21 protein-coding genes are annotated in these 23,998 nt (G+C 61.4%); 9 read left to right on the forward strand and 12 right to left on the reverse strand.

Annotation, left to right across the window (positions count from 1 at the left end; genetic code table 11):
• Window positions 1–461 precede the first annotated feature (461 nt).
• Together ACK59H_RS09200 and ACK59H_RS09205 are read left to right on the forward strand one after the other, a co-directional pair.
• Window positions 462–1,961 (forward strand): NCS1 family nucleobase:cation symporter-1, encoded by a 1,500-nt coding sequence (locus tag ACK59H_RS09200; protein WP_060479372.1) that lies wholly within the window; start codon window positions 462–464, stop codon window positions 1,959–1,961.
• Window positions 1,962–1,972: 11 nt separating this feature from the next.
• Window positions 1,973–3,256, forward strand: a complete 1,284-nt coding sequence (locus ACK59H_RS09205) for a Zn-dependent hydrolase (RefSeq protein WP_261745283.1) — start codon at window positions 1,973–1,975, stop codon at window positions 3,254–3,256.
• A 117-nt stretch (window positions 3,257–3,373) separates the two neighbouring features.
• Here ACK59H_RS09205 and ACK59H_RS09210 read toward each other — a convergent pair whose 3' ends face one another.
• Window positions 3,374–4,336, reverse strand: a complete 963-nt coding sequence (locus tag ACK59H_RS09210; protein ID WP_060479370.1) for a ribonuclease Z — start codon at window positions 4,334–4,336, stop codon at window positions 3,374–3,376.
• Window positions 4,337–4,395: 59 nt separating this feature from the next.
• On the reverse strand, window positions 4,396–4,959 hold the full coding sequence (locus ACK59H_RS09215; protein ID WP_081016676.1) for a lipocalin family protein: 564 nt from the start codon (window positions 4,957–4,959) through the stop codon (window positions 4,396–4,398).
• Between the two features lie 212 nt (window positions 4,960–5,171).
• Here ACK59H_RS09215 and ACK59H_RS09220 point away from each other — a divergent pair, with 212 nt between their 5' ends.
• Window positions 5,172–5,984: a crotonase/enoyl-CoA hydratase family protein gene (locus ACK59H_RS09220; protein WP_060479369.1), complete on the forward strand. Its 813-nt coding sequence runs from the start codon at window positions 5,172–5,174 to the stop codon at window positions 5,982–5,984.
• Between the two features lie 35 nt (window positions 5,985–6,019).
• The gene (gene nudC / locus ACK59H_RS09225) at window positions 6,020–6,850 is read left to right on the forward strand and encodes an NAD(+) diphosphatase (RefSeq protein ID WP_060479368.1); all 831 of its coding nucleotides are present in this window, start codon (window positions 6,020–6,022) and stop codon (window positions 6,848–6,850) included.
• Window positions 6,851–6,932: 82 nt separating this feature from the next.
• Here nudC and ACK59H_RS09230 read toward each other — a convergent pair whose 3' ends face one another.
• Window positions 6,933–7,712: a TSUP family transporter gene (locus ACK59H_RS09230; RefSeq protein ID WP_060479367.1), complete on the reverse strand. Its 780-nt coding sequence runs from the start codon at window positions 7,710–7,712 to the stop codon at window positions 6,933–6,935.
• Between the two features lie 207 nt (window positions 7,713–7,919).
• On the opposite strand from ACK59H_RS09230, the gene ACK59H_RS09235 reads away from it, so the two are divergent.
• From ACK59H_RS09235 to ACK59H_RS09245, 3 genes are all read left to right on the forward strand, one after another.
• A complete protein-coding gene (locus ACK59H_RS09235) occupies window positions 7,920–8,807 on the forward strand; it encodes a LysR substrate-binding domain-containing protein (RefSeq protein ID WP_060479366.1) in 888 nt (295 codons plus the stop codon).
• Window positions 8,808–8,900: 93 nt separating this feature from the next.
• A complete protein-coding gene (aguA, locus tag ACK59H_RS09240; protein WP_060479365.1) occupies window positions 8,901–10,007 on the forward strand; it encodes an agmatine deiminase in 1,107 nt (368 codons plus the stop codon).
• A complete protein-coding gene (locus ACK59H_RS09245) occupies window positions 10,007–11,104 on the forward strand; it encodes an extracellular solute-binding protein (RefSeq protein ID WP_060479364.1) in 1,098 nt (365 codons plus the stop codon). The genes aguA and ACK59H_RS09245 overlap by 1 nt, the downstream gene beginning before the upstream one ends.
• Before the next feature lie 253 nt (window positions 11,105–11,357).
• Here ACK59H_RS09245 and ACK59H_RS09250 read toward each other — a convergent pair whose 3' ends face one another.
• The 8 genes from ACK59H_RS09250 to ACK59H_RS09285 all read right to left on the reverse strand — a co-directional run bounded on the left by ACK59H_RS09250 (window position 11,358) and on the right by ACK59H_RS09285 (window position 21,366).
• A complete protein-coding gene (locus ACK59H_RS09250) occupies window positions 11,358–13,319 on the reverse strand; it encodes a DNA topoisomerase III (protein WP_060480647.1) in 1,962 nt (653 codons plus the stop codon).
• Window positions 13,320–13,549: 230 nt separating this feature from the next.
• Complete coding sequence (locus ACK59H_RS09255) at window positions 13,550–13,978, reverse strand: GNAT family N-acetyltransferase (protein ID WP_060480646.1); 429 nt, start codon at window positions 13,976–13,978, stop codon at window positions 13,550–13,552.
• Window positions 13,971–15,137, reverse strand: coding sequence for a cupin domain-containing protein (locus ACK59H_RS09260; RefSeq protein WP_060480645.1), 1,167 nt, complete (start codon window positions 15,135–15,137; stop codon window positions 13,971–13,973). The genes ACK59H_RS09255 and ACK59H_RS09260 overlap by 8 nt, the downstream gene beginning before the upstream one ends.
• An 81-nt stretch (window positions 15,138–15,218) precedes the next feature.
• Complete coding sequence (gene purB, locus ACK59H_RS09265; RefSeq protein ID WP_409264410.1) at window positions 15,219–16,589, reverse strand: adenylosuccinate lyase; 1,371 nt, start codon at window positions 16,587–16,589, stop codon at window positions 15,219–15,221.
• 201 nt (window positions 16,590–16,790) lie between these two features.
• Complete coding sequence (gene hflD, locus ACK59H_RS09270) at window positions 16,791–17,417, reverse strand: high frequency lysogenization protein HflD (protein WP_060477788.1); 627 nt, start codon at window positions 17,415–17,417, stop codon at window positions 16,791–16,793.
• Entirely contained in the window at window positions 17,414–18,538 is a 1,125-nt protein-coding gene (mnmA, locus tag ACK59H_RS09275) for a tRNA 2-thiouridine(34) synthase MnmA (RefSeq protein WP_060477787.1), read from the reverse strand. The genes hflD and mnmA overlap by 4 nt, the downstream gene beginning before the upstream one ends.
• Before the next feature lie 59 nt (window positions 18,539–18,597).
• Window positions 18,598–19,038, reverse strand: coding sequence for an NUDIX hydrolase (locus tag ACK59H_RS09280; protein ID WP_060477786.1), 441 nt, complete (start codon window positions 19,036–19,038; stop codon window positions 18,598–18,600).
• Window positions 19,039–19,140: 102 nt separating this feature from the next.
• Window positions 19,141–21,366, reverse strand: a complete 2,226-nt coding sequence (locus ACK59H_RS09285; RefSeq protein WP_060477785.1) for an NADP-dependent isocitrate dehydrogenase — start codon at window positions 21,364–21,366, stop codon at window positions 19,141–19,143.
• Between the two features lie 415 nt (window positions 21,367–21,781).
• Here ACK59H_RS09285 and icd point away from each other — a divergent pair, with 415 nt between their 5' ends.
• Window positions 21,782–23,038, forward strand: coding sequence for an NADP-dependent isocitrate dehydrogenase (gene icd / locus ACK59H_RS09290; protein ID WP_060477784.1), 1,257 nt, complete (start codon window positions 21,782–21,784; stop codon window positions 23,036–23,038).
• 70 nt (window positions 23,039–23,108) lie between these two features.
• On the opposite strand, the gene cspD is transcribed toward icd, so the two are convergent.
• Window positions 23,109–23,375, reverse strand: coding sequence for a cold shock domain-containing protein CspD (cspD, locus tag ACK59H_RS09295; protein ID WP_060477783.1), 267 nt, complete (start codon window positions 23,373–23,375; stop codon window positions 23,109–23,111).
• A gap of 230 nt (window positions 23,376–23,605) precedes the next feature.
• On the opposite strand from cspD, the gene clpS reads away from it, so the two are divergent.
• Window positions 23,606–23,968, forward strand: a complete 363-nt coding sequence (gene clpS / locus ACK59H_RS09300; RefSeq protein WP_003251220.1) for an ATP-dependent Clp protease adapter ClpS — start codon at window positions 23,606–23,608, stop codon at window positions 23,966–23,968.
• Window positions 23,969–23,998: the final 30 nt, after the last annotated feature.

The raw sequence follows: 23,998 nt of genomic DNA on the forward strand, positions 1-23,998 counted from the left end.
TGTCGTATCTAATTGATTAATAAGGATTAAAATACAAAATCCCCAAAAAGGTGAGCCCTTTCACCATTTTGACGCACTTGACAAGAAGCCAAATTGGTCAAGATTTTCCATGCAAAATCAGCTGCTTGATTCCTGGCATGGCGGCGCTGGGTGCGCCGATGAAAAAAAGCCCTGCACCAGTTTGAAACCTGTACCAGCCAAACCGAGCGGCAGTCGGCGGCGTGAGCGGAGCCCGGGAGAGCCCCATAACCCTCAGCTGCCTTCGAATTAATCATTGCAGATCAGGTGTTTACCTCCTGTTGGCGGCGGCCGGCCGGGTAGGCGTAAGCCAAACCGGCACGCTATTTGAGTACGGCCCAGGCGCCAGGCCGGACCGGAGGAGCAGTACTGGTGGTGTGTGTACTCCGGCCATCGCGTTAGCCCGATGAGCAGACAACTAGAAAAAATCTGGAGAAGGCCCCATGCAACAGAGCAGATCGCAAATGGTCGAGCAGGCAGGCCTGTTCGAACTGGCCGCAGGGAGCGATGTCCTCGACAGCCCCCGCTACAACCATGACATCGCCCCGACCAAGGTGCATCAACGCACCTGGAACAAGTGGCACATCACCGCGCTGTGGGTGGGCATGTCCATCTGTGTGCCCACCTACACCCTCGGCGGGGTGCTCACGGCCTACTTCGGCCTGAGCGTGGGCGAGGCGCTGCTGGCGATTCTGCTGGCCAACCTCATCGTGCTTATTCCGCTAACGCTCAATGCCTTCCCAGGCACCAAGTACGGCATCCCGTTTCCGGTGCTGCTGCGTTCATCGTTCGGCATACTGGGGTCCAACGTGCCGTGCCTGATTCGTGCGGTGGTCGCCTGTGGCTGGTTCGGCATCCAGACCCTGTTCGGCGGCTTGGCCATCCACCTGTTCCTGAGCTCCATCTTCGAAGGTTGGAGGGCGCTGGCCGGCACTGGCGAAGTGATCGGCTTCATGATCTTCTGGGCCCTGAACCTGTGGGTGGTACTGCGCGGCGCCGAGTCGATCAAGTGGCTCGAGACATTGTCGGCACCGCTGCTGGTAGCGGTCGGTTTCGGCCTGCTGTTCTGGGCCTTGCCGCACATGTCGATGACCGAACTGCTGGCGCAGCCACCCAAGCGCCCGGAAGGGGCCAGCGTAGTGGGTTACTTCTGCGCAGGGCTCACCGCCATGGTGGGTTTCTGGGCTACCTTGTCGCTGAACATTCCTGACTTCAGCCGCTATGCCAAAAGCCAGAAGGATCAGATTCTTGGGCAGATCTTCGGCCTGCCGTTGACCATGTTCCTGTTCGCATCGCTGGGCGTGGTGATGACGGCTGCTTCGGCCTCGCTGGTGGGTGAAACGGTATCGGACCCTGTCAGCCTGATCGGCAAAATTCAAAGCCCCGGCTGGGTTGCACTGGCGATGGCGCTGATCGTGATCGCAACGCTTTCGACCAACACTGCCGCCAACATCGTCTCGCCAACCAACGACTTTCAGAACATCGCCCCACGCCTGATCGGGCGCAGCCGGGCGGTGTGGTTGACCGGCCTCATCGGCCTGGCGCTGATGAGCCATGAACTGCTGAAGAAACTCGGCTGGATCGTATCTGACCTTAGCCTGGAAAGCGTGTATTCGAACTGGTTGCTTGGGTACTCCAGCCTGCTCGGGCCGATTGCCGGAATCATGGTGGTGGATTACTTCCTGATCCGCCGCCAGCAGCTGGACTTGGCCGGGCTGTACCGTGATGACGTGTACCCGGCCTGGAACTGGGCCGGCTTTGCTGCCTTCGCCTTGCCGGTAGGGCTGACCATTCTGGCCATTGGCAACAGCAGTTTCAGCTGGTTCTACGACTATGGCTGGTTCACCGGATCGCTGTTGGGCGGCGCGTTGTATTACGCCCTGGGCAGCGTGGCGGTACGCAGGGCGGTGATCGTGCCCGTTCAAACCAATAAAAATGCCTGAGGAGAAACACCATGAGCCAATCCCAGCACGTATTGAACTCAAACGAGCGCCACGTCGACAGCGCACGCCTTTGGCAGTCGTTGATGGACCTCGCCCGCCTGGGCGCTACGCCCAAGGGCGGCGTGTGCCGGTTGGCGCTGACTGACCTGGACCGTCAAGCACGTGACCTGTTCGTTCAGTGGTGCGAGGCGGCCGGCTGTACCGTCAGCGTCGATGCAGTGGGGAATATCTTTGCCCGCCGACCGGGACGTAACCCTAAGCTGCCGCCGGTGATGACGGGCAGCCATATCGACACTCAGCCAACGGGCGGCAAGTTCGATGGCTGCTTCGGGGTGATGGCGGGCTTGGAAGTGTTGCGTACGCTCAATGACCTGGGTATCGAAACCGAGGCCCCGTTGGAGGTAGTGGTCTGGACCAACGAAGAGGGCTCGCGCTTCCCGCCTTGCATGATGGGGTCAGGGGTTTTTGCCGGCAAGTTCACCCTCGAAGACACCTTGGCCAAGCGTGATGCCGCGGGTGTAACGGTAGGTGAGGCGCTCAACGCCATCGGCTATGCCGGCCAACGAGCGGTGCTTGGCCACCCGGTCGGCGCCTACTTCGAGGCGCACATCGAGCAGGGACCGATTCTGGAAGATCAGGCCAAGACCATCGGCGTCGTGCTTGGCGCATTGGGGCAGAAGTGGTTCGACCTGACCTTGCGCGGTGTAGAAGCCCACGCCGGCCCGACCCCGATGCACCTGCGCAAGGATGCGCTGGTCGGGGCCGCTGCGGTGGTGGAGGCGGTCAACCGCACCGCCCACGCGCACCAACCCCATGCCTGCGGCACGGTCGGTTGCCTGCAGGCCTACCCCGGCTCGCGCAATGTGATCCCGGGTGAAGTGCGCATGACCCTGGACTTTCGCCACCTGGAGGGCCAGCACCTGGATGCGATGATCGCCGAGGTGCGTACGGTGATCGAAGAAACCTGTGCCAAGCATGGCCTGAGCCACGAGCTGGTGGCTACGGCCGATTTCCCGGCGTTGTATTTCGACCGCGGGTGTGTCGACGCGGTGCGCGATTCGGCACAGGCGCTAGGCCTTGCGCATATGGACATCGTCAGTGGGGCAGGGCATGACGCGATCTTCCTGGCCGAACTGGGGCCGGCGGGGATGATCTTCGTGCCTTGCGAAAACGGCATCAGCCACAACGAAATCGAGAACGCCACACCCGAGGACCTGGCAGCGGGCTGCGCGGTGCTGCTGCGGGCGATGCTGGCGGCGTCGCAAGCGATTGCCAGTGGACGGCTGGCTGCTTGACTGCTTGAGGGTATCGAGCATGTTGCTCGGTTGCAGATAGCGCGCCGCACACGCGGCGCTCTTGCAAGGCCCTTGGCTGAACCGAGACGATCTTGCCGACGTTTGAAGCTTGGCTCTTCAAGCCATCACTGGCAGTAGGTAGCCATCGCGACCGATGCGGTAGCGCTGCAGGTCCCACGCCAAGGTCAGGTGGCCGCAGTAGTACTTTTGCGCCTCCTCACGCACATCGTCGATGCACGGGCTGCGCTTGGGGTCTGCTTGGTAGCGAGCGCTGAAATGCGTCAATACCAGGTTGCGCACGCCCGCCGTCTCAGCGAACTGCGCCACCGCCGCCGCCGTGCTGTGGCCAAAGGAGTTGCCGTTGCGCTCGACGATGGGTTGGGTGTAGGTCGCCTCATGTACGAGCACATCGACGTCCCTGGCAACCTCGGCGAGTAACCCCGGGTTGTCGTTGTCACCGCAGACAATCACCCGCCGCGGTGGTCGCGAGGCTTTGAGGTAATCACAGGCCTCGAGCCGCTGCCCGGCATGCTCCACCGTCAGCCCTTTGGCCAGGTGGCCCCACAATGGCCCGCGCGGGATGCCTTCAGCGACAAGCCGCTGAACATCCAGGCGAGGCTCCGGGTTCAGTTCGGTGAACACAAAGCCGACGCTTGGAACCCGATGTGACAAAGGTACGGCGCTGACCTGCACCTGGGCGCTTTGCCACGGGGCCATTTGCTCGACCGGCAACAAGCGCAGTGGGTACGGCAGGTGGGTATCGCTTGCGCTCAGGGTCAGGCGCACCCAGGCATGCAGGGCGGTCGGCAATATCAGGTCGAGCGGTTCGCTGCGTCCGCCCATCGCGGCGCTGGCTAGCAGCCCCGGTAGCCCGAAGCAATGGTCGCCATGCACATGAGTGATGAAGATGGCGCGCAGATCACGCACCGAGAGCGAGCTGCGCAGTAACTGATGCTGGGTGCCTTCGCCGCAATCGACCAGGTACCAGTGCTTGCCACTGGCTTCGATCACGGCGGTGGCGCTGACATTTCGGCTTTTGGTCGGCACCCCTGACGAGGTGCCTAGAAACTGCAGGTCCACGGGTTCGCTCCATGCGCGGGTGGCCACACGATAGCGGCATCCGCGCGCGGCGTCGATGCTCAAGGCGCGGTCGGGGTGCCCTGGCGCCAGATCAGCTTACTGGTGTCATAACCCTGTTTGCGGGCAATGGCCACGAGCTCATCGCGGGTTTGGTCGGTGATTGCCGGAGTACGCGACAGCAGCCAGAGGTACTCGCGGTTGGGGTGGCCCACCAGCGCCACGCGGTAGTCCTTGTCGTGGTACAGCACCCAATATTCGCCCTTGGTCAACCCTGGCGCCAGGCGGCTGAACCAGTTGTCGAAACGCACCCACAGCTTGTCGGTCTTGCCTGGGACTTGCGCTTCGGCGATGCCATGGGCTTCGTTGACTTCACCGTCCTTCTCTTTGCAGCGGTTGGTGACGTCGATCCGGCCGTCTTCGCGCAGCGCGTAGTGCGCTTCTGACTGCACGCAGTTGCGCTGGAAGAACATAGGCAGCCGTGCCAGCTCGTACCAGGTGCCCTGGTAGCGTTGCAGGTCGACTTGCATCGTGGAGGGCGCAGCTTGGTGGTCGTCGTTGGAACCGACGCAGCCCATCAGGGCGAGGGTCATGCAGGAAAACATCAGGGCCTTGCGCATCGCCATGGCAGATCTCCTTAAAGCGAGGTAATGGGCTCACTTTCGTTTCGACGCGGCTGGGGTCTAAAAGTTGTATCGAGCCTGGTCAATAGCGCCAGGCAGGTGCATGCAGCGCGTGGTGATTGCGCCGGGCCCAAAGTCCCAGTTTTGGCACAAGCGCGGTCAATCCACTGAGTTACCATTCCCGTTGTGAACCCTTTCCCACAGGAGTGCCGCCCGTGACCGAGTACACCGCGTTCAAGGTCGAACTGACCGACAATATCGCCCATGTGCAAATCAACCGACCGGAGAAGATCAACGCGATGAACGCCGCCTTCTGGTCGGAGATCGTCGACATCTTCCAGTGGATCGACGACACCGATGCGGTGCGTGTAGTGGTAATCAGTGGTGCGGGCAAGCATTTTTCCGCAGGTATCGATTTGATGATGCTGGCATCGCTGGCCGGCCAGATGGGCAAGGATGTGGGCCGCAATGCCCGGCTGCTGCGCAAGACCATCCAGCGCTTACAAGCTTCGTTCAATGCCGTGGACAATTGCCGCAAGCCGGTGCTGGCGGCAGTCCAGGGTTACTGCATTGGCGGTGCGATCGACCTGATCTCGGCCTGCGACATGCGTTACTGCAGCCGCGATGCGCAGTTCTCGATCAAGGAGATCGACATGGGCATGGCCGCGGATGTTGGCACCTTGCAACGTTTGCCACGTATCATCGGCGACGGCATCATGCGTGAGCTGGCCTTCACCGGGCGCTATGTCGAGGCCGACGAGGCCCTGCGCATCGGCCTGGTGAACCGAATCTACGACGATCAGGCTGGTTTGCTGGACGGCGTGTTTGCCGTCGCCCGCGAAATTGCCGAAAAATCGCCGATCGCTGTGGCCGGAACCAAGCAAATGCTCAGCTACATGCGTGACCATCGCATCGATGATGGCCTGGATTACATTGCCACCTGGAACGCCGCCATGCTGCAGTCCGAAGACCTGCGCGTGGCCGTGGCGGCGCACATGAGCAAACAGAAACCGACGTTCGCCGACTGACCGGGCCGGGAACGCGCAGTATAGGAACCCCCGACATGGCAGCTCGCTGGACGACCGCAGTTCTGGACCCAAACATCACCGGCGCTTTGGCCGTGGCCCGCAGCCCGGAAGGGTTTCTGGTGGACGCCAACGGCGCGCTGTTCCCTCGTGACTGGCTCAAGCGCCAGGGCCTGGACGTGCTATGTGAACACGGCATAGGACACTTCGATGGGCAGCCTGTGGTCCTGCTGGAGCTGCGTAGCGCGAGCGAGGTTGCCGGCTGCAGCTGGCGCGGGCTGCGCGCATTCATGCTTGAAGGCGACTTTGACACCTATAAAGTGCTCGGCTACGCCGCGCAGATCGGCACCTGGGCCCGCGAGCATCGCTTCTGCGGCAGCTGCGGCCGGGCGATGACTCAGATTCACTGGGAGCGGGCGATGTACTGCCAGCCCTGCGACCTGCGCAGTTACCCGCGCATTTCGCCGAGCATGATCGTACTGGTGACCCGAGGTGACGACATTCTGCTGGCCCGCTCGCCGCGCTTCGTCACGGGTGTGTACAGCACCCTGGCCGGCTTCGCCGAGCCGGGCGAGTCGGCCGAAGAGTGCCTAGTGCGTGAGGTGCACGAGGAGGTGGCGGTGCAGGTGAAGAATATTCAGTATGTTGGGAGCCAATGTTGGCCGTTTCCTCACTCGATGATGCTGGGCTTTCATGCCGAATATGCCGGTGGCGAAATTGTCATGCAGCCGGATGAGATCGAGGATGCCAAGTGGTTCAGTGTGCACGACCTTCCGCCGCTGCCGGCGGGGCGTTCGATTGCGCGCTACTTGATCGACCTCTATGTGGCGCAGCGGCTGGGCCGTGATATCCCTGCTTTCAACCCCTGACGGCAGTGGGAAACGCTCTGCGACGATGACACATAACATTTTGGGCGCAGCTTCAATGGGGTGGCGGGGGTGTCACTACCGGTCAGGCCTGCCCGAACCAATGCTGCCACGCTAAACGCACGGTCAATGCCAATACCACGGTGATGAACACCGGGCGGATGAATTTGCTACCGCCGCTGATCGCCGTGCGTGCGCCGAAAAAGGCGCCGATCATCACCGACATGCCCATGCACAAGCCAACGATGTAATCCACCTGCCCGGAAATGATGAACACCGTCAGCGCCGCGATGTTGCTGACGAAGTTCATGCTGCGCGCTACCCCGCTGGCGCGGACCAGGTCGATGGGGTACAGCAGCAATGTGCTCACGGTCCAGAATGCACCGGTGCCGGGGCCGGCCACGCCGTCGTAGAAGCCCAGAGTGAAGCCTTGGGGAAACTGCCATTTCTTTTTGATTGGCGCATCGGCATCCAGCGGCGCTTTGGGTGTACCGCCCAATAGCAGATAGATACCGCAGGCGAACACGATCACCGGCAGCATTTTGTTCAGCCACTCGGCCGGCATGAAGTGCGCTAGCACCGCGCCGATCGAGGCGCCAATCAGCGTTGCGAGCAGGGCCGGGCGCCACTGCGCCGGGTGGAACAGCTTGCGCTTGTAATAAGTGAAGCCGGCGGTGGCCGAGCCGAAGGTCGAGCTGAGCTTGTTGGTGCCCAGGACCAAGTGTGGCGGCATGCCGGCGGTAAGCAGCGCCGGTGTGGTCAGCAGGCCACCGCCACCGGCGATGGCATCGATGAAGCCTGCGATGAAGGCGACCAGCGTCAAGATCAGCAGGGTGAGCGGTTCTACGGTGAGTTCGAAGGGCATGGGTGCCTGGCAGGTAGAGGGCAGGGGCGCGGCAAATGGCCGCGCTAGAGGGGAGCCATGGTAATGCTGCTGATGATCGGTTGCCAGTGCCGGCCCCGTTCGTGAGTGAACCCGCCCGGGTCATCGGCCGTTGGTCATTGGCCCATCGTTGCATCTATCATCCAGTAGCCGCAGCAGCGGTAATCCAAGGCCTCAACAGGAACAACAATGCGCCGCCTGCCTTCTCTGACTGCCCTGCGGACCTTCGAGTGTGCCGCTCGCCATGGCCATTTCGGCCGTGCAGCTGCCGAGCTGTGTGTCACCGACAGCGCCGTAAGCCACCAAATTCGTCAACTCGAGGAGCAGCTTGGCGCCCCGCTCTTCGAGCGTGTAGGGCGCCAAGTACGCCCCAGCGCCGAAGCGCAGCGCTTGCTCCACCACTTGCAACAAGCCTTCGAGCTGATCGGCGCGGCTTGTGACGAGCTGCGTGACCCTGCCTCACAAGCCGTGCTTCGGGTGGCGGTCACTGCGGAGCTGGCGCAGAAATGGCTGGTGGCGCGCCTGGCCGACTTCACCAGTCGATATCCGCATATCACCTTGCACCTGCACGATCAGCCCATCGATGCCGGTGCGCCAGGGCTGGACGTAGACCTGGCCATCACCTACGGCACTGGCGCACTGGATGCCAGCACGTACTTCGTCCGGCCGCTGCCGCTGCTGCAATTCTTCCCCGTATGCAGCCCGGGATTGTTCAACCAGGGTGGGCTCAAGCGCCCCCGCGACCTGGTACGGCATTGCTTGCTTCACGACGATCAGGATGGCCGCACCTGGACCACCTGGCTGGCCACCCATGCTGACGATGCGCTGCCCAACCGGCAACTGTATTTCCCCCACGCTGCGTTGGCACTTGAAGCTGCATTGTTAGGGCAGGGGGTCGCGATGGGCGACACCCTGACATGCCAGGCCGACCTTCAGAGCGGGCGGCTAATACGCCCGTTTGCCGCCACGGTCACTGCGCAAGGTCAATATGCCCTGGTGTGCGAACGGCTGCGCCTGGAGCGGCCACCGGTGGCTGATTTCATCGAATGGTTCATCGAACAGCTTGCTGATAGCTGAATTGAATTCAATTATCGCTGAGTTTTCATCGTTGGAACTGCCCAGCAGTGCGGCGTAGCGTGCGGTCATCACCCAATGACACGAGGATGACCCATGGCACGTTCGCTCACTACCACTCCTAAGGCCGACGGTTTTCACCTGCCTGGCGAATTCGAGCGCAAGGCAGGCTGCTGGCTTGGCTGGCCCGAGCGGCCTGATGTCTGGCGCAACGGTGCTAAGCCTGCGCAGAAGGTCTGGGTCGAAATCGTTACGGCCATCGCTTCCAGCGAGCCGGTGACGGTGTGTGCTTCTGCCGCCCAGTATGCCAATGCCCGGCGCCTGCTGCCGCCTCAAGTACGGCTAGTGGAAATGACCTGCAATGACACCTGGTTCCGTGACAGCGGTGCCTGCTTTGTGGTCAACCCTGACAGTGGGCAGGTGCGTGGTGTGGACTTCGAGTTCAACGCCTATGGTGGGCTGGATGGCGGCCTTTACTACCCTTGGGACAAAGACGACCAGGTCGCTCAGAAGATGCTCGAAATCGAAGGCCTGGATCGCTATCGTGCACCGTTGATTGCCGAGCTTGGCGGTATCCAGAGTGATGGGCAAGGCAGCTTGCTGACCACCGAACAGTGCTTACTCAACCGCAACCGCAATGCTCATTTGGGCAAGGCCGAGGTGACCCGTCGGCTCGAGGACTACCTGGGCGCCGAGCAGGTGATCTGGCTGCCGCGGGGCTGCAAGTTCGATGAAACCGATGGCCACGTCGACGATCTGGCTTGTTTCGTACGCCCCGGTGAAGTGGTGTTGCAGTGGACCGATAACCGTGACGACCCACAGTGGGAGATCTACCAAGAGGCCTACGACATTTTGCGCAGTACCCGAGATGCCCGTGGCCGTGAACTGAAGGTGCACAAGCTGCTGCAGCCGGATGTGCTGGAGTGGACCGCCGAAGAAGCAGCTGGGCTCGACCAGGTCGACGGTACCCATCTGCGCCAGGCCGGCACCCGCATCTGCGCTTCGTATATCAACTACTATGCGGGCAATACGGCCATTGTCGTGCCACTGTTCGGTGATCGTAACGACAATATCGCCCAGGCGACGTTGGCCGAACTGTTCCCCGGCCACCGCATCATCGGTATCCAGAACTCTCGTGAGATTTTGCTCGGTGGTGGCAATGTCGCCTGTATCACCATGCCTCAATATGCTGGAGGCCGCTGATGAGAGCGCCCACGCTGGCGGTAGCGGTGGCCTTGGGTTGTGCGATGTCGGTGGCCCAGGCCACCGATACGCAGCAGCCAACCGTGAACCTGTATATATGGGGCGAATATCTGGCTCCCGACACCTTGACGCGGTTCGAGCAGGAAACCGGCATTCGAGTGGTTGCCGATCATTTCGACTCGCTGGAAACCGCCGAGACCAAACTCTTGACCGGCGGCAGTGGTTACGACGTAGTGCTCAGCGCGGGGCAACACCTGAGCCGAGCCATCGCCAGCGGCGCCCTGCAACCGTTGAATAAAGCGCAGGTCCCTCATTTGGCCGGGGTGGGTGAAGAATTTCGCCAACACATGGCCCTGTTCGATCCTGGCAACCGCTATGCCGGGACCTACGCCTGGGGTACGACAGGTGTGGGTTACCAGCGCCAGGCGGTGGCGGCGCGCGTTGGGGCTGCTCCGGTGGACAGTTGGGCGATGCTGTTCGACCCGCAAGTGGTGGCGAAATTTGCCGACTGCGGGGTAAGCCTGCTCAACGACCCCAACGAAGTCTTTGCCGCAGTGATGCGTTATATGGGCCTGGACATCAACCAGCAGCGCTTGGAAGACCTTAAAGCTGCAGAAGTGCAACTGCGCAAGGTTCGCCCGTACATTCGCTACTTCGATAACGATCGCAACATCAACGACCTCGCCAATGGTGAAACCTGCGTGGCGATGTCATGGAACGGCAACGTGGCCATCGCCCAGGGGCAGGCGCAGCAGGCCGGTAAAGCGTTTACGCTCGATTACAGCATTCCCAAGGAGGGTACGTTGATTTGGCTGGACGCGCTGGTGGTGCCTAAGGATGCGCCGAACCCGGATGCTGCCTGGCAATTGGTGGATTACCTGATGCGGCCTGATGTGATCGCACCGATAACCGACACCATCCATTACGCCAATGCCATTACTGCGGCCGATGGCCTGGTGGATGCGCAGATCCGCAATGCCCCTGGCACCTATCCGCCGGCTGAAGTGCGGGCGCGGTTATACGGTAAGAACGATAACGGTAAGGTCTTCAACCGCGAGCTGACACGGGCGTTCAGCAGGTTGAAAAGTGGGATATAGGGTGTAGTGCTGTTCACTTGAGTAGAGGCCCGGCGTGAGTTCTTCGGTGTAGCGCAGATCGAGCGCGGCCCGCGCGGCGCTCGATCTCACAGGCGCTAAAAGGCTCAGATTGAACCCCAAAAAAATCCGACACCAGATCATATCGAATTTTCGACCCCAACCCTGGACTCAAATGCTTGAGTGAACAGCATTAGGGACATAGGGTGTGACTTTGTGTTGCCCGCACTGGCCTGTTCGCGGCTTAAGGGCTGCATCACTCAGAGCGCTTGCGCCGCGGTTGCTTGGGTTTGTTGGCTGCTGCCTTGCCAGCACCCGCCTTGCCTGTGCCGGTACTGCTGCGCCGCTTCTTCTTCCAAGGCGGCGCCTTGCCCACTGCCGGCCCGCTGATGGTCATGCGCATACCGCGACAACGCTCCACCAGCTTGCCCATCCACGCGCACTGGCGTGTAACGAACTCTTCAAGGCTCATTTCACCACTCTGGATCATGTCCAACGCTTGTTCCCAAATGGCCGTGGTGCCAGGGTCGGCAATTGCGCGAGGCACTGCGTCTATCAGGCTGAAAGCAGCCGGTGTGGCCGAGAGCGCCTTGCCGTTCTTCACCAGATAGCCGCGCTCGAGCAGGCCCTGAATGATACTGGCGCGGGTCGCTTCAGTGCCTATGCCGGTGGTTTCCTTGAGCTTTTGCTTGAGGCGTGGGTCCTCTACCAGCTTGGCAACGTTTTTCATCGCCTTGATCAGGTCGCCTTCGGTGAACGGCTTGGGTGGTTGAGTCCAGAGGTCTTTGAGCTGCAAGCTGTGCACGCGGCAATCCTGACCTTCACCTAGGGCTGGCAGCACCTGTGTGGGTTGAGCCTCGCGGCCCTTGGCTGGTGTCAGCGCCTCGGGTAGCGCGCGGCGCCAGCCAGGCTCGACGATCTGTTTGCCAACGGCGCGCAGGGCGTGGCCGGCGCAGTCGAACTCGGCCTGCGTGCGGTCATACTCGTGGTTGGGCAGGAACTGCGCCAGGTAGCGTGCACGAATCAAGGTGTAGACCGCTTTGTACTTGGCCGGCAAGCGCGCCGGGTCGCTGGCTGCGGCGGTTGGGATGATGCCGTGGTGGGCGGTGACCTTGGCATCATTCCACGCGCGGGAACGGCGCTGCGGCTGCAGATGCGGTTGTAGCGGCGCCAGGTTGGCGTCAGCACGCTGTAGCGCGGCAAGGATGGCCGGTGCTTCGCCGTGCTGGCTCACGGGCAGGTAGCCACAGTCACTGCGCGGGTAAGTGATCAATTTGTGCGTTTCGTACAGGGCCTGAGCGATATCCAGGGTTTCCTGCGCGCCGAGGCCGAACTTTTTCGAGCACAGCTCCTGCAGGGTGCCAAGATCGAATGGTAGCGGCGCTGCCTCGCGCACGCGTTCTGTCGCCACCTTCAGGACCTGCGCAGTACCGGCCGCGCTCATGTCTGCCGCGGCCTGTTGGGCCAGCAGCTGATTCAGGCAGCGTCCCTGGTCATCGCAGGCATCTTGCGCAGCTCGCCATTGTGCGGTGAAGGTTTGCCCGGCCTGTTCGAGCAACACGTCGATGGCCCAGAAAGGCACCGGCACGAAGTCGGCAATGCTGCGATCACGATCCACCACCAGGCGCAGGGTAGGGGTCTGCACCCGGCCCACTGGTAGCACACCCTGATACCCCGATTGGCGCCCCAGCAGGGTGAACAGCCGGCTCATGTTCATACCGATCAGCCAGTCGGCACGTGAGCGCCCCAGGGCCGAGTGGTAAAGGCTGAAGGTGTCCTGGCCGGGTAGCAGGCGGCCCAGGGCCTTGCGGATCGAGGCGTCGTCCAGCGCCGACAGCCAAAGGCGCTGGATTGGCCCGCGGTAACGGCAATGCTCGACCAGCTCGCGGGCGATCATCTCACCTTCGCGGTCGGCGTCGGTGGCGATCACCAGCTCGCGGGCTTCACCCAGCAGGCGTTTGACGGCCTTGTACTGGCTGGCGGTCTTGGGCTTGACTTGCATCTTCCATTTGTCCGGGATGATCGGCAGGTCTGCGAGGTCCCAGCGCTTGTAGCGGTCGTCGTAACTGTCGGGCGGGGCTGTTTCCAGCAGGTGGCCTATGCACCAGGTCACGCACACGTCGGTACCCTGCCAGCAGCCGTCGGCCTTGCGGTTGGCACCCAGCACCTTGGCGATGTCTTTGGCTTGGGAAGGTTTTTCGCAGAGGAAAAGGCGCATGGCCGGGAACGCTTCATCGGGAAATGATGGGCAATAGAATGCGCAAGCGAGGACGCGGAGGCAAGTTTTATCTGGATGGATGTACAGGTTTTTGTCTGGGGATGTGTCTTCAGCCTTTACAGCCTTGATCACGGGTGAGCCCGCTCCCTCAGGTAAGGCACGGGTGCCGTGGCCTATTGAAACCCTGAGGGAGCGGGCTTATCGCGAAGAAGCTTGCGCCATGCAAGATGTCAGGCGCGCGAGTCCCGCACCATGTCTACATGGGGAATGCCTGCTTCGAGAAATTCCTCGCTGACTACGCGAAAGCCCAGGCGCTCGTAGAAAGGCGTTGCGTGTACCTGTGCGCTCAGCATCTGCTGCTTCAGGTCACGGTCCTGTGCTTCTGCGATCACTGCATTCATCAGCGCATCACCGACTTTCAGCCCTCGCCAATCCTTGAGCACCGACACCCGGCCGATGGTCCCATCGGGCAGCAGGCGGGCGGTGCCGATCGGGTAGTCGCCTTCGAGCGCCAGGAAATGCGCGGCGCTCGGGTCTTCCGCATCCCATTCCAGCTCTGGCGGTACGTGCTGCTCGGCAATGAACACGCTTTCGCGGATACGGCGGATATCGGCATTGTCCTTGTGCCAATCGGCAAGGCGCACACGAATCTTATTCATTGGCGAATCCCAGGCTTCCTTGTTTGATCAGTTGCTGTACCAGCATAAGGCCATCCTCATCCTGTAACCACTGCTCAAGGTTTTCGATGTGTAACGCATCAGCCGAGCAGACCAGTTTCAGCAACTCACGCAGTTTGGCCGGCAGTGGGCAGCTGCGGCCGCTGGCGAACAGCATCAGGTCGTCGCCAAGCTCCGACCAGGCCATGCGGGCGCTGGGGTTGCGGATCAGGATGGCGCCGTCCTCCAGGGCTTCGACCAGCTCCTCTTCGTCCAGCTCCTCGCCAACCACCTGCTCTGGATAGCGAGGCTCGGTCATGAATTGGCCGAACCAGGTCAACAGCAGGTCCTTGTCGTTCATGTGCTTGTCCATCAACGCCTTGAGGCGGTCCAGCGCATCGTGCTGGATCTGATGCGGGTCGCTGGCAGGCAGCGCATCTGCATCGCTGTAGCGCTCTTCGTCCGGCAGGAACTGGCCGAGGAAGTCGGTGAAGTGGGTCAGTACTTCGGCAGCGCTAGGTGCGCGGAAGCCAACCGAGTACGTCAGGCAGTTGTCCACGGCCACGCCGTAGTGGGCCAGGCGCGGTGGCAGGTAGAGCATGTCGCCCGGCTCCAGGGTCCATTCGCCGCTTTGCTCGAATTCGGCGAGGATGCGCAGATCGGCGTGTTCCAGCAGCGGGCTGTCGCTGTTGCACATCTGCCCAACCTTCCAGTTGCGCTCGCCATGGCCTTGCAGCAGGAACACATCGTAGTTGTCGAAGTGCGGGCCAACGCTACCACCTGGGGTGGCGAAGCTGATCATCACGTCATCGATACGCCAGCTTGGCAGGAAGCGGAAGTGCTCCAGCAGCTCAGCGACTTCCGGTACGAACTGGTCGACAGCCTGCACCAGCAGGGTCCAGTCCTTTTCCGGAAGCTCGGCAAAGGTGTCTTCGGTGAACGGGCCACGGCGCAGCTCCCAGGGATGGGCGCCGTGCTCGAGCACGATACGCGACTCGACTTCCTCTTCCAGAGCCAAGCCGGCCAGCTCGTCGGGGTCGATCGGGCTTTCGAAATCCGGGAATGCCTGGCGCACCAGCAGCGGCTTCTTCTGCCAGTAGTCGCGCATGAATTCGCGGGCCGAGATGCCGCCGAGCAGCTGCAGTGGAGTATCAGGATTCATGTTCAACCTATTGAAAAAACGTAATTTTCGTCCGGGAATAAAAACGCCCGGCCAGGCCGGGCGTTGAACGCGGGGTTCAGCTTAGATGCGTTTGGCCTGGGCTGCTGCGTTGCCGATGTAGGTAGCAGGGGTCAGCAGCTTGAGTTCGGCCTTGGCGTCGGCCGGCATGTCCAGGCCGTCGATGAAGGTCAGCAACGCTTCTGGCGTGATGCCCTTGCCACGGGTCAGCTCCTTGAGCTTCTCGTAGGGGTTCTCGATGTTGAAGCGGCGCATCACGGTCTGGATCGGCTCGGCGAGAACTTCCCAGCAGGCGTCCAGATCGGCAGCGATACGAGCCTGGTTGACTTCCAGCTTGCCGATACCCTTGAGGCTGGCTTCATAGGCGATGACGCTGTGGGCGAAGCCCACGCCCAGGTTGCGCAGCACGGTGGAGTCGGTCAGGTCGCGCTGCCAGCGCGAGATCGGCAGCTTGCTGGCCAGGTGCTGGAACAGTGCATTGGCGATGCCCAGGTTGCCTTCGGAGTTTTCGAAGTCGATCGGGTTGACCTTGTGCGGCATGGTCGACGAGCCGATTTCACCTGCCACGGTCTTCTGCTTGAAGTAGCCCAGCGAGATGTAGCCCCAGACGTCGCGGTCGAAGTCGATGAGGATGGTGTTGAAGCGGGCGATGGCGTCGAACAGCTCAGCAATGTAGTCGTGCGGCTCGATCTGAGTGGTGTACGGGTTGAACTGCAGGCCCAGCTCGTCTTCGATGAAGGCGCGGGCGTTGGCTTCCCAGTCGATCTGCGAGTAGGCCGACAGGTGGGCGTTGTAATTGCCCACGGCGCCGTTGATCTTGCCCAGCAGCGGCACTGCCCCAACCTGGGCGATCTGGCGCTCCAGGCGGTAAACAACGTTGGCCAGCTCTTTACCCAATGTGGTCGGCGAGGCCGGCTGGCCGTGGGTGCGCGACAGCATTGGCACGTCGGCATGGGCGTGAGCCAGGGCGCGAATGGCATCGGCGATCTGGCGCATCAGCGGCAGCAGTACATCATCACGGCCAGCGCGCAGCATCAGGGCGTGGGACAGGTTGTTGATGTCCTCGCTGGTGCAGGCGAAGTGGATGAACTCGCTGACCTTGGCCAGCTCAGGCAGTTTGGCAGCCTGCTCCTTGAGGAGGTATTCGATCGCCTTGACGTCGTGGTTGGTGGTGCGCTCGATTTCCTTGACGCGTTCGGCGTGCTCGAGCTTGAAGTCGGTTGCCAGGCTGTCCAGCAGGGCATTGGCCTCGGCGGAGAACGCCGGCACTTCGCTGATCTGCGGGTGGGCGGCCAGGCGCTGCAGCCAGCGCACTTCGACCAGGGCGCGGAAACGGATCAGACCGTATTCGCTGAAAATGGGGCGCAAGGCCTGGGTTTTGCCGGCATAACGGCCGTCTACAGGGGAAACCGCAGTGAGCGAAGAAAGCTGCATGGGGTGTTCTCGGACAGTCAGGCTTTTGGAAGGGCGCATATCATACATGAAAAATGCGCCGACGTCGGGTGGCTGACCAAAGGTCGGGCCAATGAAAGCGTGTCGCGGGCCTCACGGGAGCAGGTTTGCCCGCCGATGCGTCGGCTAGGCCCACACCCGTACGCGGGTGAAGGCGCTCCTGCAGGGCTCAGCGTGCGCCGGTCAGGATGGCGAACGCATCATGTCGTAGAGCTCGTTGAGCAGCTTGCGCCGGCTGAACACCAGTTGCCAGCGGTGCCCGCCCAGTTGGCGCCACAGGCGCGCAGCGCGGATGCCAGCAAGCAGCAGAGCGCGGATTTTCGAGGCGTTGCTAGCCTGCTGCAGGAAGCGCATGTCGCCGTGTACCTGGATACGCTGGCGCAGCGTGCTTAGGGTGTCCTGGTACAAGGCGCCACTGGAGGCGATGACGTTTTCGTGAACCAGGCCGAAATGCTCGGCCTGGGACTGAATTTGTGGCAGACGGTTGCCGATGGTGTCGAGCAGGTCGCCGCGCTTGTTCAGCTGGCGCTCCAGGCCGAGCATCGACAGGGCATAGCGCAGCGGCTCGCGCTGCAGGCTGCTAGGGTCACGCTCCAAGGCGCCGACCAGGGCACGATAACCGTCGCGCAGGTTCAGATCGTCGCCACCGAACACCTCCAGGGTGTCCTTGGGGTCGCGCACCAGTAGGCTGCCAAGCATGCAAGCGATGTTGGCTTCGCTGGCCTGGCCGGTGCGGGCGATGCGGTCCACCAGGACGGCGGCCTGGAACACGCCGCCCAGGGCGATCAGTTGCTCCTGCAGGCTGCTCATGCGCGTGGGCTCCAAGGCTCGGCGCTTTCGATCACGCCGCCGCCCAGGCATACCTCGCCGTCATAGAACACTACCGACTGACCTGGGGTCACGGCGCGTTGCGGCTCGTCGAACACGGCGCGGTAGCCCGACTCGGTCAGTTCCAGGGTGCATTGCTGGTCGCTCTGGCGGTAGCGCACTTTGGCTGTGAGCTTGCGCGGGCTGCTCAGGTCGATCGGGTTGACCCAGAAAATCTGCGAGGCGAGCAGGGCGCGGGAGAACAACCAGGGGTGTTCGTTGCCTTGGCCCACCACCAGCACATTGCGGGTGAGGTCCTTGTGCAGCACGTACCAAGGCTCATCACCGGCGTCTTTCAGGCCGCCGATACCCAGGCCTTGGCGCTGGCCGATGGTGTGGTACATCAGGCCATGGTGGCGGCCGATCACTTCACCTTCAGTGGTTTCGATATCGCCCGGCTGTGCCGGCAGGTACTGTTTGAGGAAGTCGCTGAAGCGGCGCTCGCCGATGAAGCAGATACCGGTGGAATCCTTCTTCTTGGCGGTCGCCAGGCCGTGCCGTTCGGCAATGGCGCGAACTTCGGGCTTTTCCAGTTCGCCCACCGGGAACAGCGTGCGGGCAATCTCCTTGCCGCCTACGGCATGCAGGAAGTAACTCTGGTCCTTGTTCGGGTCCAGGCCCTTGAGCAGCTCGGTGAGGGTACCGGTGTCGCGGCGGCGCACGTAGTGGCCGGTGGCGATCAGGTCGGCCCCCAGTGACAGGGCGTAGTCGAGGAATGCCTTGAACTTGATTTCGCGGTTGCAGAGGATGTCCGGGTTGGGTGTGCGGCCGGCCTTGTATTCCTCGAGGAAATGCTCGAACACGTTGTCCCAATATTCGGCGGCGAAGTTGGCAGTGTGCAGCTTGATGCCGATGCGGTCGCACACGGCCTGGGCGTCGGCCAGGTCTTCACGGGCAGTGCAGTACTCGGTTCCGTCGTCTTCTTCCCAGTTCTTCATGAACAGCCCTTCCACCTGATAGCCCTGTTCCATGAGCAGGAGGGCGGAGACGGAAGAGTCCACGCCGCCGGACATGCCGACGATTACGCGGGTCTTGGCGGGGTCTTTGATTGCTGGGCTGGTCATGGTTACCGGTGTGTATCAAGGGGGAAAAACGCCGATTCTAGCAAAACCGGCGCGGCGCGTCAGTCGCGTAGCACTGCGAGGCTGTGCAATGGGCCGTTGAGGTAATCGTCCAGGCAGCGTGGTACCAGCTCGCTGCGCCAGCGGGCAGGATCGCCCAGCAGCTCGTCGCGGGTCAGCCAGACGGCGCGGACGATGTCGGTGTCCAATGCCAGGTCGGCATGGTGATGCACAGGGCGTGCGGCGAAACAGATGCGCTGGTACGTCACGCCGTTGCTTGGAGCTGTGTAGAGGTAAATGCCGACGATGCCAGTGAGTTCGACTTCCCACGCGGTTTCTTCGAGGGTTTCGCGAAGCGCGGCCTGGGGCAAGGTTTCATGGGGCTCGAGGTGGCCGGCAGGTTGGTTGAACACATGCTTGCCCGCTTTGAATTCTTCAACGAACAAAAACGTGCCTTGGTGTTCGACGATGGTGGCGACGGTGATGTGGGGTTGCCAAGTCATGAGTGGCTCCTACAGGGCATGTGCGGCCGCTGCAAATCATTAGTGCACAAAGCACAAACCCCGGTACGTGGCCGGGGTTTGTGCTGTTACGTCAAGCGAACCTTACAGGGCGGCGATGGCGCTGTTCAGGGTCTGGCTCGGGCGCATCACCTTGGCGGTCAGCTCGGCATCCGGGGCGTAGTAGCCACCGATGTCGGCCGGCTTGCCTTGAACGGCATTGAGCTCGGCGACGATGGCTTCCTCGTTCTCGCTCAGGCTCTTGGCCAGCGGGGCGAAGCGCGCCTGCAGGGCGGCGTCGTCGCTCTGGGCGGCCAGTGCCTGGGCCCAGTACAGGGTCAGGTAGAAGTGGCTGCCGCGGTTGTCGATGCCACCGACTTTACGCGAAGGCGACTTGTTGGTGTCCAGGAACTTGCCGGTTGCCTGGTCCAGGGTGTTGGCCAGGACCTTGGCGCGTGGGTTGTCGTAGGTGTTGCCCAGGTGCTCCAGGGAAGCGGCAAGGGCCAGGAATTCACCCAACGAATCCCAACGCAGGAAGTTCTCTTCCACCAACTGCTGCACGTGCTTGGGTGCCGAACCGCCAGCGCCGGTTTCGAACAGGCCGCCGCCGTTCATCAGCGGCACGATCGACAGCATTTTGGCGCTGGTGCCCAGCTCCATGATCGGGAACAGGTCGGTCAGGTAGTCGCGCAGCACGTTGCCGGTCACCGAAATGGTGTCCTTGCCTTCGCGAATACGGGCCAGGGAGAACTTGATGGCGTCGACCGGTGCCAGCACACGAATGTCCAGGCCAGCGGTGTCGTGGTCCTTCAGGTACTTCTGCACTTTTTCGATCATCACGCCGTCGTGGGCGCGAGCCGGGTCCAGCCAGAACACCGCCGGCGTGTTGCTCAGGCGGGCGCGATTGACGGCCAGTTTGACCCAGTCCTGGATCGGCGCGTCTTTGGTCTGGCACATGCGGAAGATGTCACCGGCTTCGACGTTTTGCTCCAGCACGACAGTGCCCTTGCCATCGACCACACGCACCACGCCATCGGCCTGGATCTGGAAGGTCTTGTCGTGGGAGCCGTACTCCTCGGCTTTCTGTGCCATCAGGCCGACGTTCGGTACGCTGCCCATGGTGGTCGGGTCGAAGGCGCCGTTGGCTTTGCAGTCTTCGATGGTGGCTTGGTAGATACCGGCGTAGCAGCGATCCGGGATGATCGCCTTGGCATCCTGCAGCTCACCGGCAGTGTTCCACATCTTGCCCGAGTCACGGATCATCGCGGGCATCGAGGCGTCGACGATGACGTCGCTCGGCACGTGCAGGTTGGTGATGCCCTTGTCGGAGTTGACCATCGCCAAGGCTGGGCGCTGAGCGTACAGGGCCTTGATGTCGGCTTCGATCTCAGCCTGCTTCTCGGCAGGCAGGTCCTTGATGCGAGCGTACAGGTCGCCGATGCCGTTGTTGGCATTGAAGCCTACTTCTGCCAGCGCTGCGGCGTGCTTGGCCAGCACGTCGTTGTAGAACTCTTCGACGATGACACCGAACATGATGGGGTCGGAAACCTTCATCATGGTCGCTTTGAGGTGTACCGACAGCAGCACGCCAGAAGCCTTGGCATCGGCGATCTGTTCGGCGATGAAGGCTTTCAGGGCCTTGCGGCTCATGGTGGCGCAGTCGACGATTTCGGCAGCCTTGACCGCAGTCTTGGCTTTGAGCACGGTGGTGCTGCCATCTTTGGCGACCAGCTCGATGCGCAGGTTGTCGTCAGCTTCGATCAGCGCGGCTTTTTCGCTGCCGTAGAAGTCGCCGTTGCTCATGTGTGCGACGTGCGATTTGGAGTCGGCGGCCCAGGCCCCCATTTTGTGCGGGTGCTTGCGAGCGTAGTTCTTGACCGACAGCGGTGCGCGGCGGTCGGAGTTGCCTTCGCGCAGCACCGGGTTGACGGCAGAGCCTTTGATGCGATCGTAGCGAGCGCGGGACTCTTTTTCGGCCTCGGTGGCAGGCTCGTCGGCGTAGTCGGGAATGTTGAAGCCTTTGCCTTGCAGCTCCTTGATCGCGGCTTTGAGCTGCGGTACCGAGGCGCTGATGTTCGGCAGTTTGATGATGTTTGCTTCAGGGGTGGTAGCCAGCTGGCCCAGTTCCGCCAGGTGATCGCCTACTTGCTTCTCTGCGCCCAGTTGCTCCGGGAAGGCGGCGAGGATACGGCCAGCCAGGGAGATGTCGCGGGTTTCGACGGCGATGTCAGCGCAAGCTGTGAAAGCTTCGATGATCGGCAGCAGCGAGTAGGTGGCGAGGGCGGGGGCTTCGTCGGTGAAGGTATAGATGATCTTGGAACGGGTGGGCATGCGGGTTAACTCTCTGTGTGCTGAGCGTGCTCGAGTCTCGTGTTGCGCAGGGTAGGCGCATCGCCCTGGCAACGCCATGAGCGGAAAGTCGAGAGGCTGCGAGCTGTGATGGTGGATGCATCAGTCGAGCGTCAAGTGCTGGGGTGCGGTAACAGCCCAGGCTTCATGGCCATCGCTGGCCAAGGGCGAGCCGCATTTTCCAAGGGTTCGCCCCAGTGACCCTTCAGTCGCGGCGCAGTATATCAAACCATTTGGGCTATTCAGCAAGGCGAAGTGACATCGGCGCCATTTATAAGACCAAAGACGTACGGGCAATGTGGTGAGTTGTCGCAGTGCTTGCACCGTGGCGGATGTGGTTTAGGCTCAGTGGGATCGCATGATGTCCAACCACACCCGACAGCGGAGTAGTGCAAGCATGGGATACCAGAAAATCAAGGTTCCGACCGACGGCGCCAAGATAACAGTCAATGCGGACCATTCGCTCAACGTGCCTGACAATCCGATCATTCCCTACATCGAGGGCGATGGCATCGGCGTCGACGTCTCGCCAGTGATGATCAAGGTAGTCGATGCCGCCGTGCAGAAAGCCTACGGTGGCAAGCGCAAGATCGCCTGGATGGAGGTTTACGCTGGCGAAAAAGCTACCCAGGTGTATGACCAGGACACTTGGTTGCCACAGGAAACCCTGGAGGCGGTGAAAGATTACGTGGTTTCGATCAAAGGCCCGTTGACCACCCCGGTTGGCGGTGGCATCCGTTCGCTCAACGTAGCGTTGCGCCAGCAATTGGACCTCTATGTTTGCCTGCGCCCGGTGCTCTGGTTCGAGGGTGTGCCGAGCCCGGTGAAAAAGCCTGGCGACGTCGACATGGTGATCTTTCGCGAAAACTCCGAGGACATTTATGCCGGTATCGAATGGAAGGCCGGTTCGCCTGAAGCGAACAAGGTGATCAAGTTCCTCAAGGAGGAAATGGGTGTCACCAAGATCCGTTTCGATCAGGACTGCGGCATCGGCGTGAAGCCGGTTTCCCGCCAGGGGACCCAGCGCTTGGTGCGCAAGGCCTTGCAATACGTGGTGGACAACGATCGCGAATCGCTGACGCTGGTGCACAAAGGCAACATCATGAAGTTCACCGAAGGTGCCTTCAAAGACTGGGGCTACGAAGTGGCGCGCGATGAGTTTGGTGCCGAACTGCTCGATGGCGGCCCTTGGATGAAATTCAAGAACCCCAAGAGCGGCCGCGAAGTCATCGTCAAGGATGCCATCGCCGACGCCATGCTTCAGCAGATTCTGCTGCGCCCAGCCGAATATGACGTAATCGCCACCCTCAACCTCAACGGCGACTACCTTTCCGATGCACTGGCAGCCGAGGTGGGGGGGATCGGCATTGCGCCTGGCGCAAACCTCTCCGACACCGTAGCGATGTTCGAGGCCACCCACGGCACTGCGCCCAAATATGCCGGGCAGGACAAGGTCAACCCGGGTTCGGTGATTCTTTCGGCGGAAATGATGCTGCGCCACATGGGCTGGACGGAAGCTGCCGACCTGATCATCAAGGGCACCAACGGGGCAATTGCCGCCAAGACCGTGACGTACGACTTCGAGCGGTTGATGGAGGGTGCCACGTTGGTGGGCAGCTCAGGCTTTGGCGATGAAATGATCAAGCATATGTAAGCGAACGTAAAACCGACCGCCCCTCACTCAAGGGGCGATCGGCTGTTTCGTATAGCTGCAGGGAAGGGGGTCAGATTTGTACGGTCTCGCCCTCGGCTCGGCCAACCGTTTTGGCGGCTGCGGCTGCGGCTGCGGCTGCGTCCATGATCTTGATCGCATGCAGGCCCTTGGGGCCTTGAACGATCTCGAACTCCACGCACTGGCCAGCTTTGAGCGTCTTGTAGCCGTCCATCATGATCGCCGTATAGTGGGCGAACAAGTCCTCGGATTTGCCCTCTTCATTGACGAACCCGTAGCCCTTGGCGTTGTTGAACCACTTGACTTTACCGCTTGCCATCCCTATGTCCCTCTGCAAAGGACTCCATCACTGGAGTATCATCCACTTCATCCGCATACGAACCCTGCGAAAAATCTGGTTGACTGCGCGGATCTTTATCGCCCACGGTGGGTTCTTATTGGTTGTAACACCGTTTTGCCGATAGTCAAGGTCAGGTGGCGCGTGCGCCAGCGGCCGCTTATGCAGTCAACCCACAACCTTAACCTGACGCTCATGATGAAATTCTTTCCATGCATGCACCTAGCGAGATTCGACTAACATTCAATCAGGATCGCCCGCAATCGAATGAGGACGACGGCTCAGGGCTTGCAGTTCAGGAAGCCAAGCCGATCCTGCAGGCGCCACCGATGTACAAGGTGGTTTTATTCAACGATGACTACACGCCAATGGATTTCGTCGTCGAAGTGCTCGAAACGTTCTTCAGTTTGAACCGCGAGCTGGCGACCAAGATCATGCTGACCGTCCACACCGAGGGGCGGGCAGTGTGCGGATTGTTTACCCGTGACATCGCCGAAACGAAGGCCATGCAGGTCAACCAATACGCCAGGGAAAGCCAGCATCCGCTACTCTGTGAAATCGAGAAGGACGGTTAATCGCCGACCACTTGGGTATGAGGTGAAGCT

The sequence above is a fragment of the Pseudomonas sp. KCJK9000 genome (genome assembly GCF_046230725.1).
In the GTDB taxonomy this organism is placed as follows: domain Bacteria; phylum Pseudomonadota; class Gammaproteobacteria; order Pseudomonadales; family Pseudomonadaceae; genus Aquipseudomonas; species Aquipseudomonas promysalinigenes.

Bases quoted from the DNA above. Each gene is read 5' to 3' on its own strand.
- ACK59H_RS09215 (WP_081016676.1), bottom strand. From the start codon at position 4,959: ATGGCGATGCGCAAGGCCCTGATGTTTTCCTGCATGACCCTCGCCCTG.
- ACK59H_RS09250 (WP_060480647.1), bottom strand. From the start codon at position 13,319: ATGCGCCTTTTCCTCTGCGAAAAACCTTCCCAAGCCAAAGACATCGCC.
- ACK59H_RS09200 (WP_060479372.1), top strand. From the start codon at position 462: ATGCAACAGAGCAGATCGCAAATGGTCGAGCAGGCAGGCCTGTTCGAA.
- ACK59H_RS09285 (WP_060477785.1), bottom strand. From the start codon at position 21,366: ATGCCCACCCGTTCCAAGATCATCTATACCTTCACCGACGAAGCCCCC.
- clpS (WP_003251220.1), top strand. From the start codon at position 23,606: ATGCATGCACCTAGCGAGATTCGACTAACATTCAATCAGGATCGCCCG.
- ACK59H_RS09255 (WP_060480646.1), bottom strand. From the start codon at position 13,978: ATGAATAAGATTCGTGTGCGCCTTGCCGATTGGCACAAGGACAATGCC.
- ACK59H_RS09280 (WP_060477786.1), bottom strand. From the start codon at position 19,038: ATGACTTGGCAACCCCACATCACCGTCGCCACCATCGTCGAACACCAA.
- ACK59H_RS09230 (WP_060479367.1), bottom strand. From the start codon at position 7,712: ATGCCCTTCGAACTCACCGTAGAACCGCTCACCCTGCTGATCTTGACG.
- ACK59H_RS09205 (WP_261745283.1), top strand. From the start codon at position 1,973: ATGAGCCAATCCCAGCACGTATTGAACTCAAACGAGCGCCACGTCGAC.
- ACK59H_RS09260 (WP_060480645.1), bottom strand. From the start codon at position 15,137: ATGAATCCTGATACTCCACTGCAGCTGCTCGGCGGCATCTCGGCCCGC.
- nudC (WP_060479368.1), top strand. From the start codon at position 6,020: ATGGCAGCTCGCTGGACGACCGCAGTTCTGGACCCAAACATCACCGGC.
- cspD (WP_060477783.1), bottom strand. From the start codon at position 23,375: ATGGCAAGCGGTAAAGTCAAGTGGTTCAACAACGCCAAGGGCTACGGG.
- mnmA (WP_060477787.1), bottom strand. From the start codon at position 18,538: ATGACCAGCCCAGCAATCAAAGACCCCGCCAAGACCCGCGTAATCGTC.
- icd (WP_060477784.1), top strand. From the start codon at position 21,782: ATGGGATACCAGAAAATCAAGGTTCCGACCGACGGCGCCAAGATAACA.
- purB (WP_409264410.1), bottom strand. From the start codon at position 16,589: ATGCAGCTTTCTTCGCTCACTGCGGTTTCCCCTGTAGACGGCCGTTAT.
- hflD (WP_060477788.1), bottom strand. From the start codon at position 17,417: ATGAGCAGCCTGCAGGAGCAACTGATCGCCCTGGGCGGCGTGTTCCAG.
- ACK59H_RS09245 (WP_060479364.1), top strand. From the start codon at position 10,007: ATGAGAGCGCCCACGCTGGCGGTAGCGGTGGCCTTGGGTTGTGCGATG.
- ACK59H_RS09235 (WP_060479366.1), top strand. From the start codon at position 7,920: ATGCGCCGCCTGCCTTCTCTGACTGCCCTGCGGACCTTCGAGTGTGCC.
- aguA (WP_060479365.1), top strand. From the start codon at position 8,901: ATGGCACGTTCGCTCACTACCACTCCTAAGGCCGACGGTTTTCACCTG.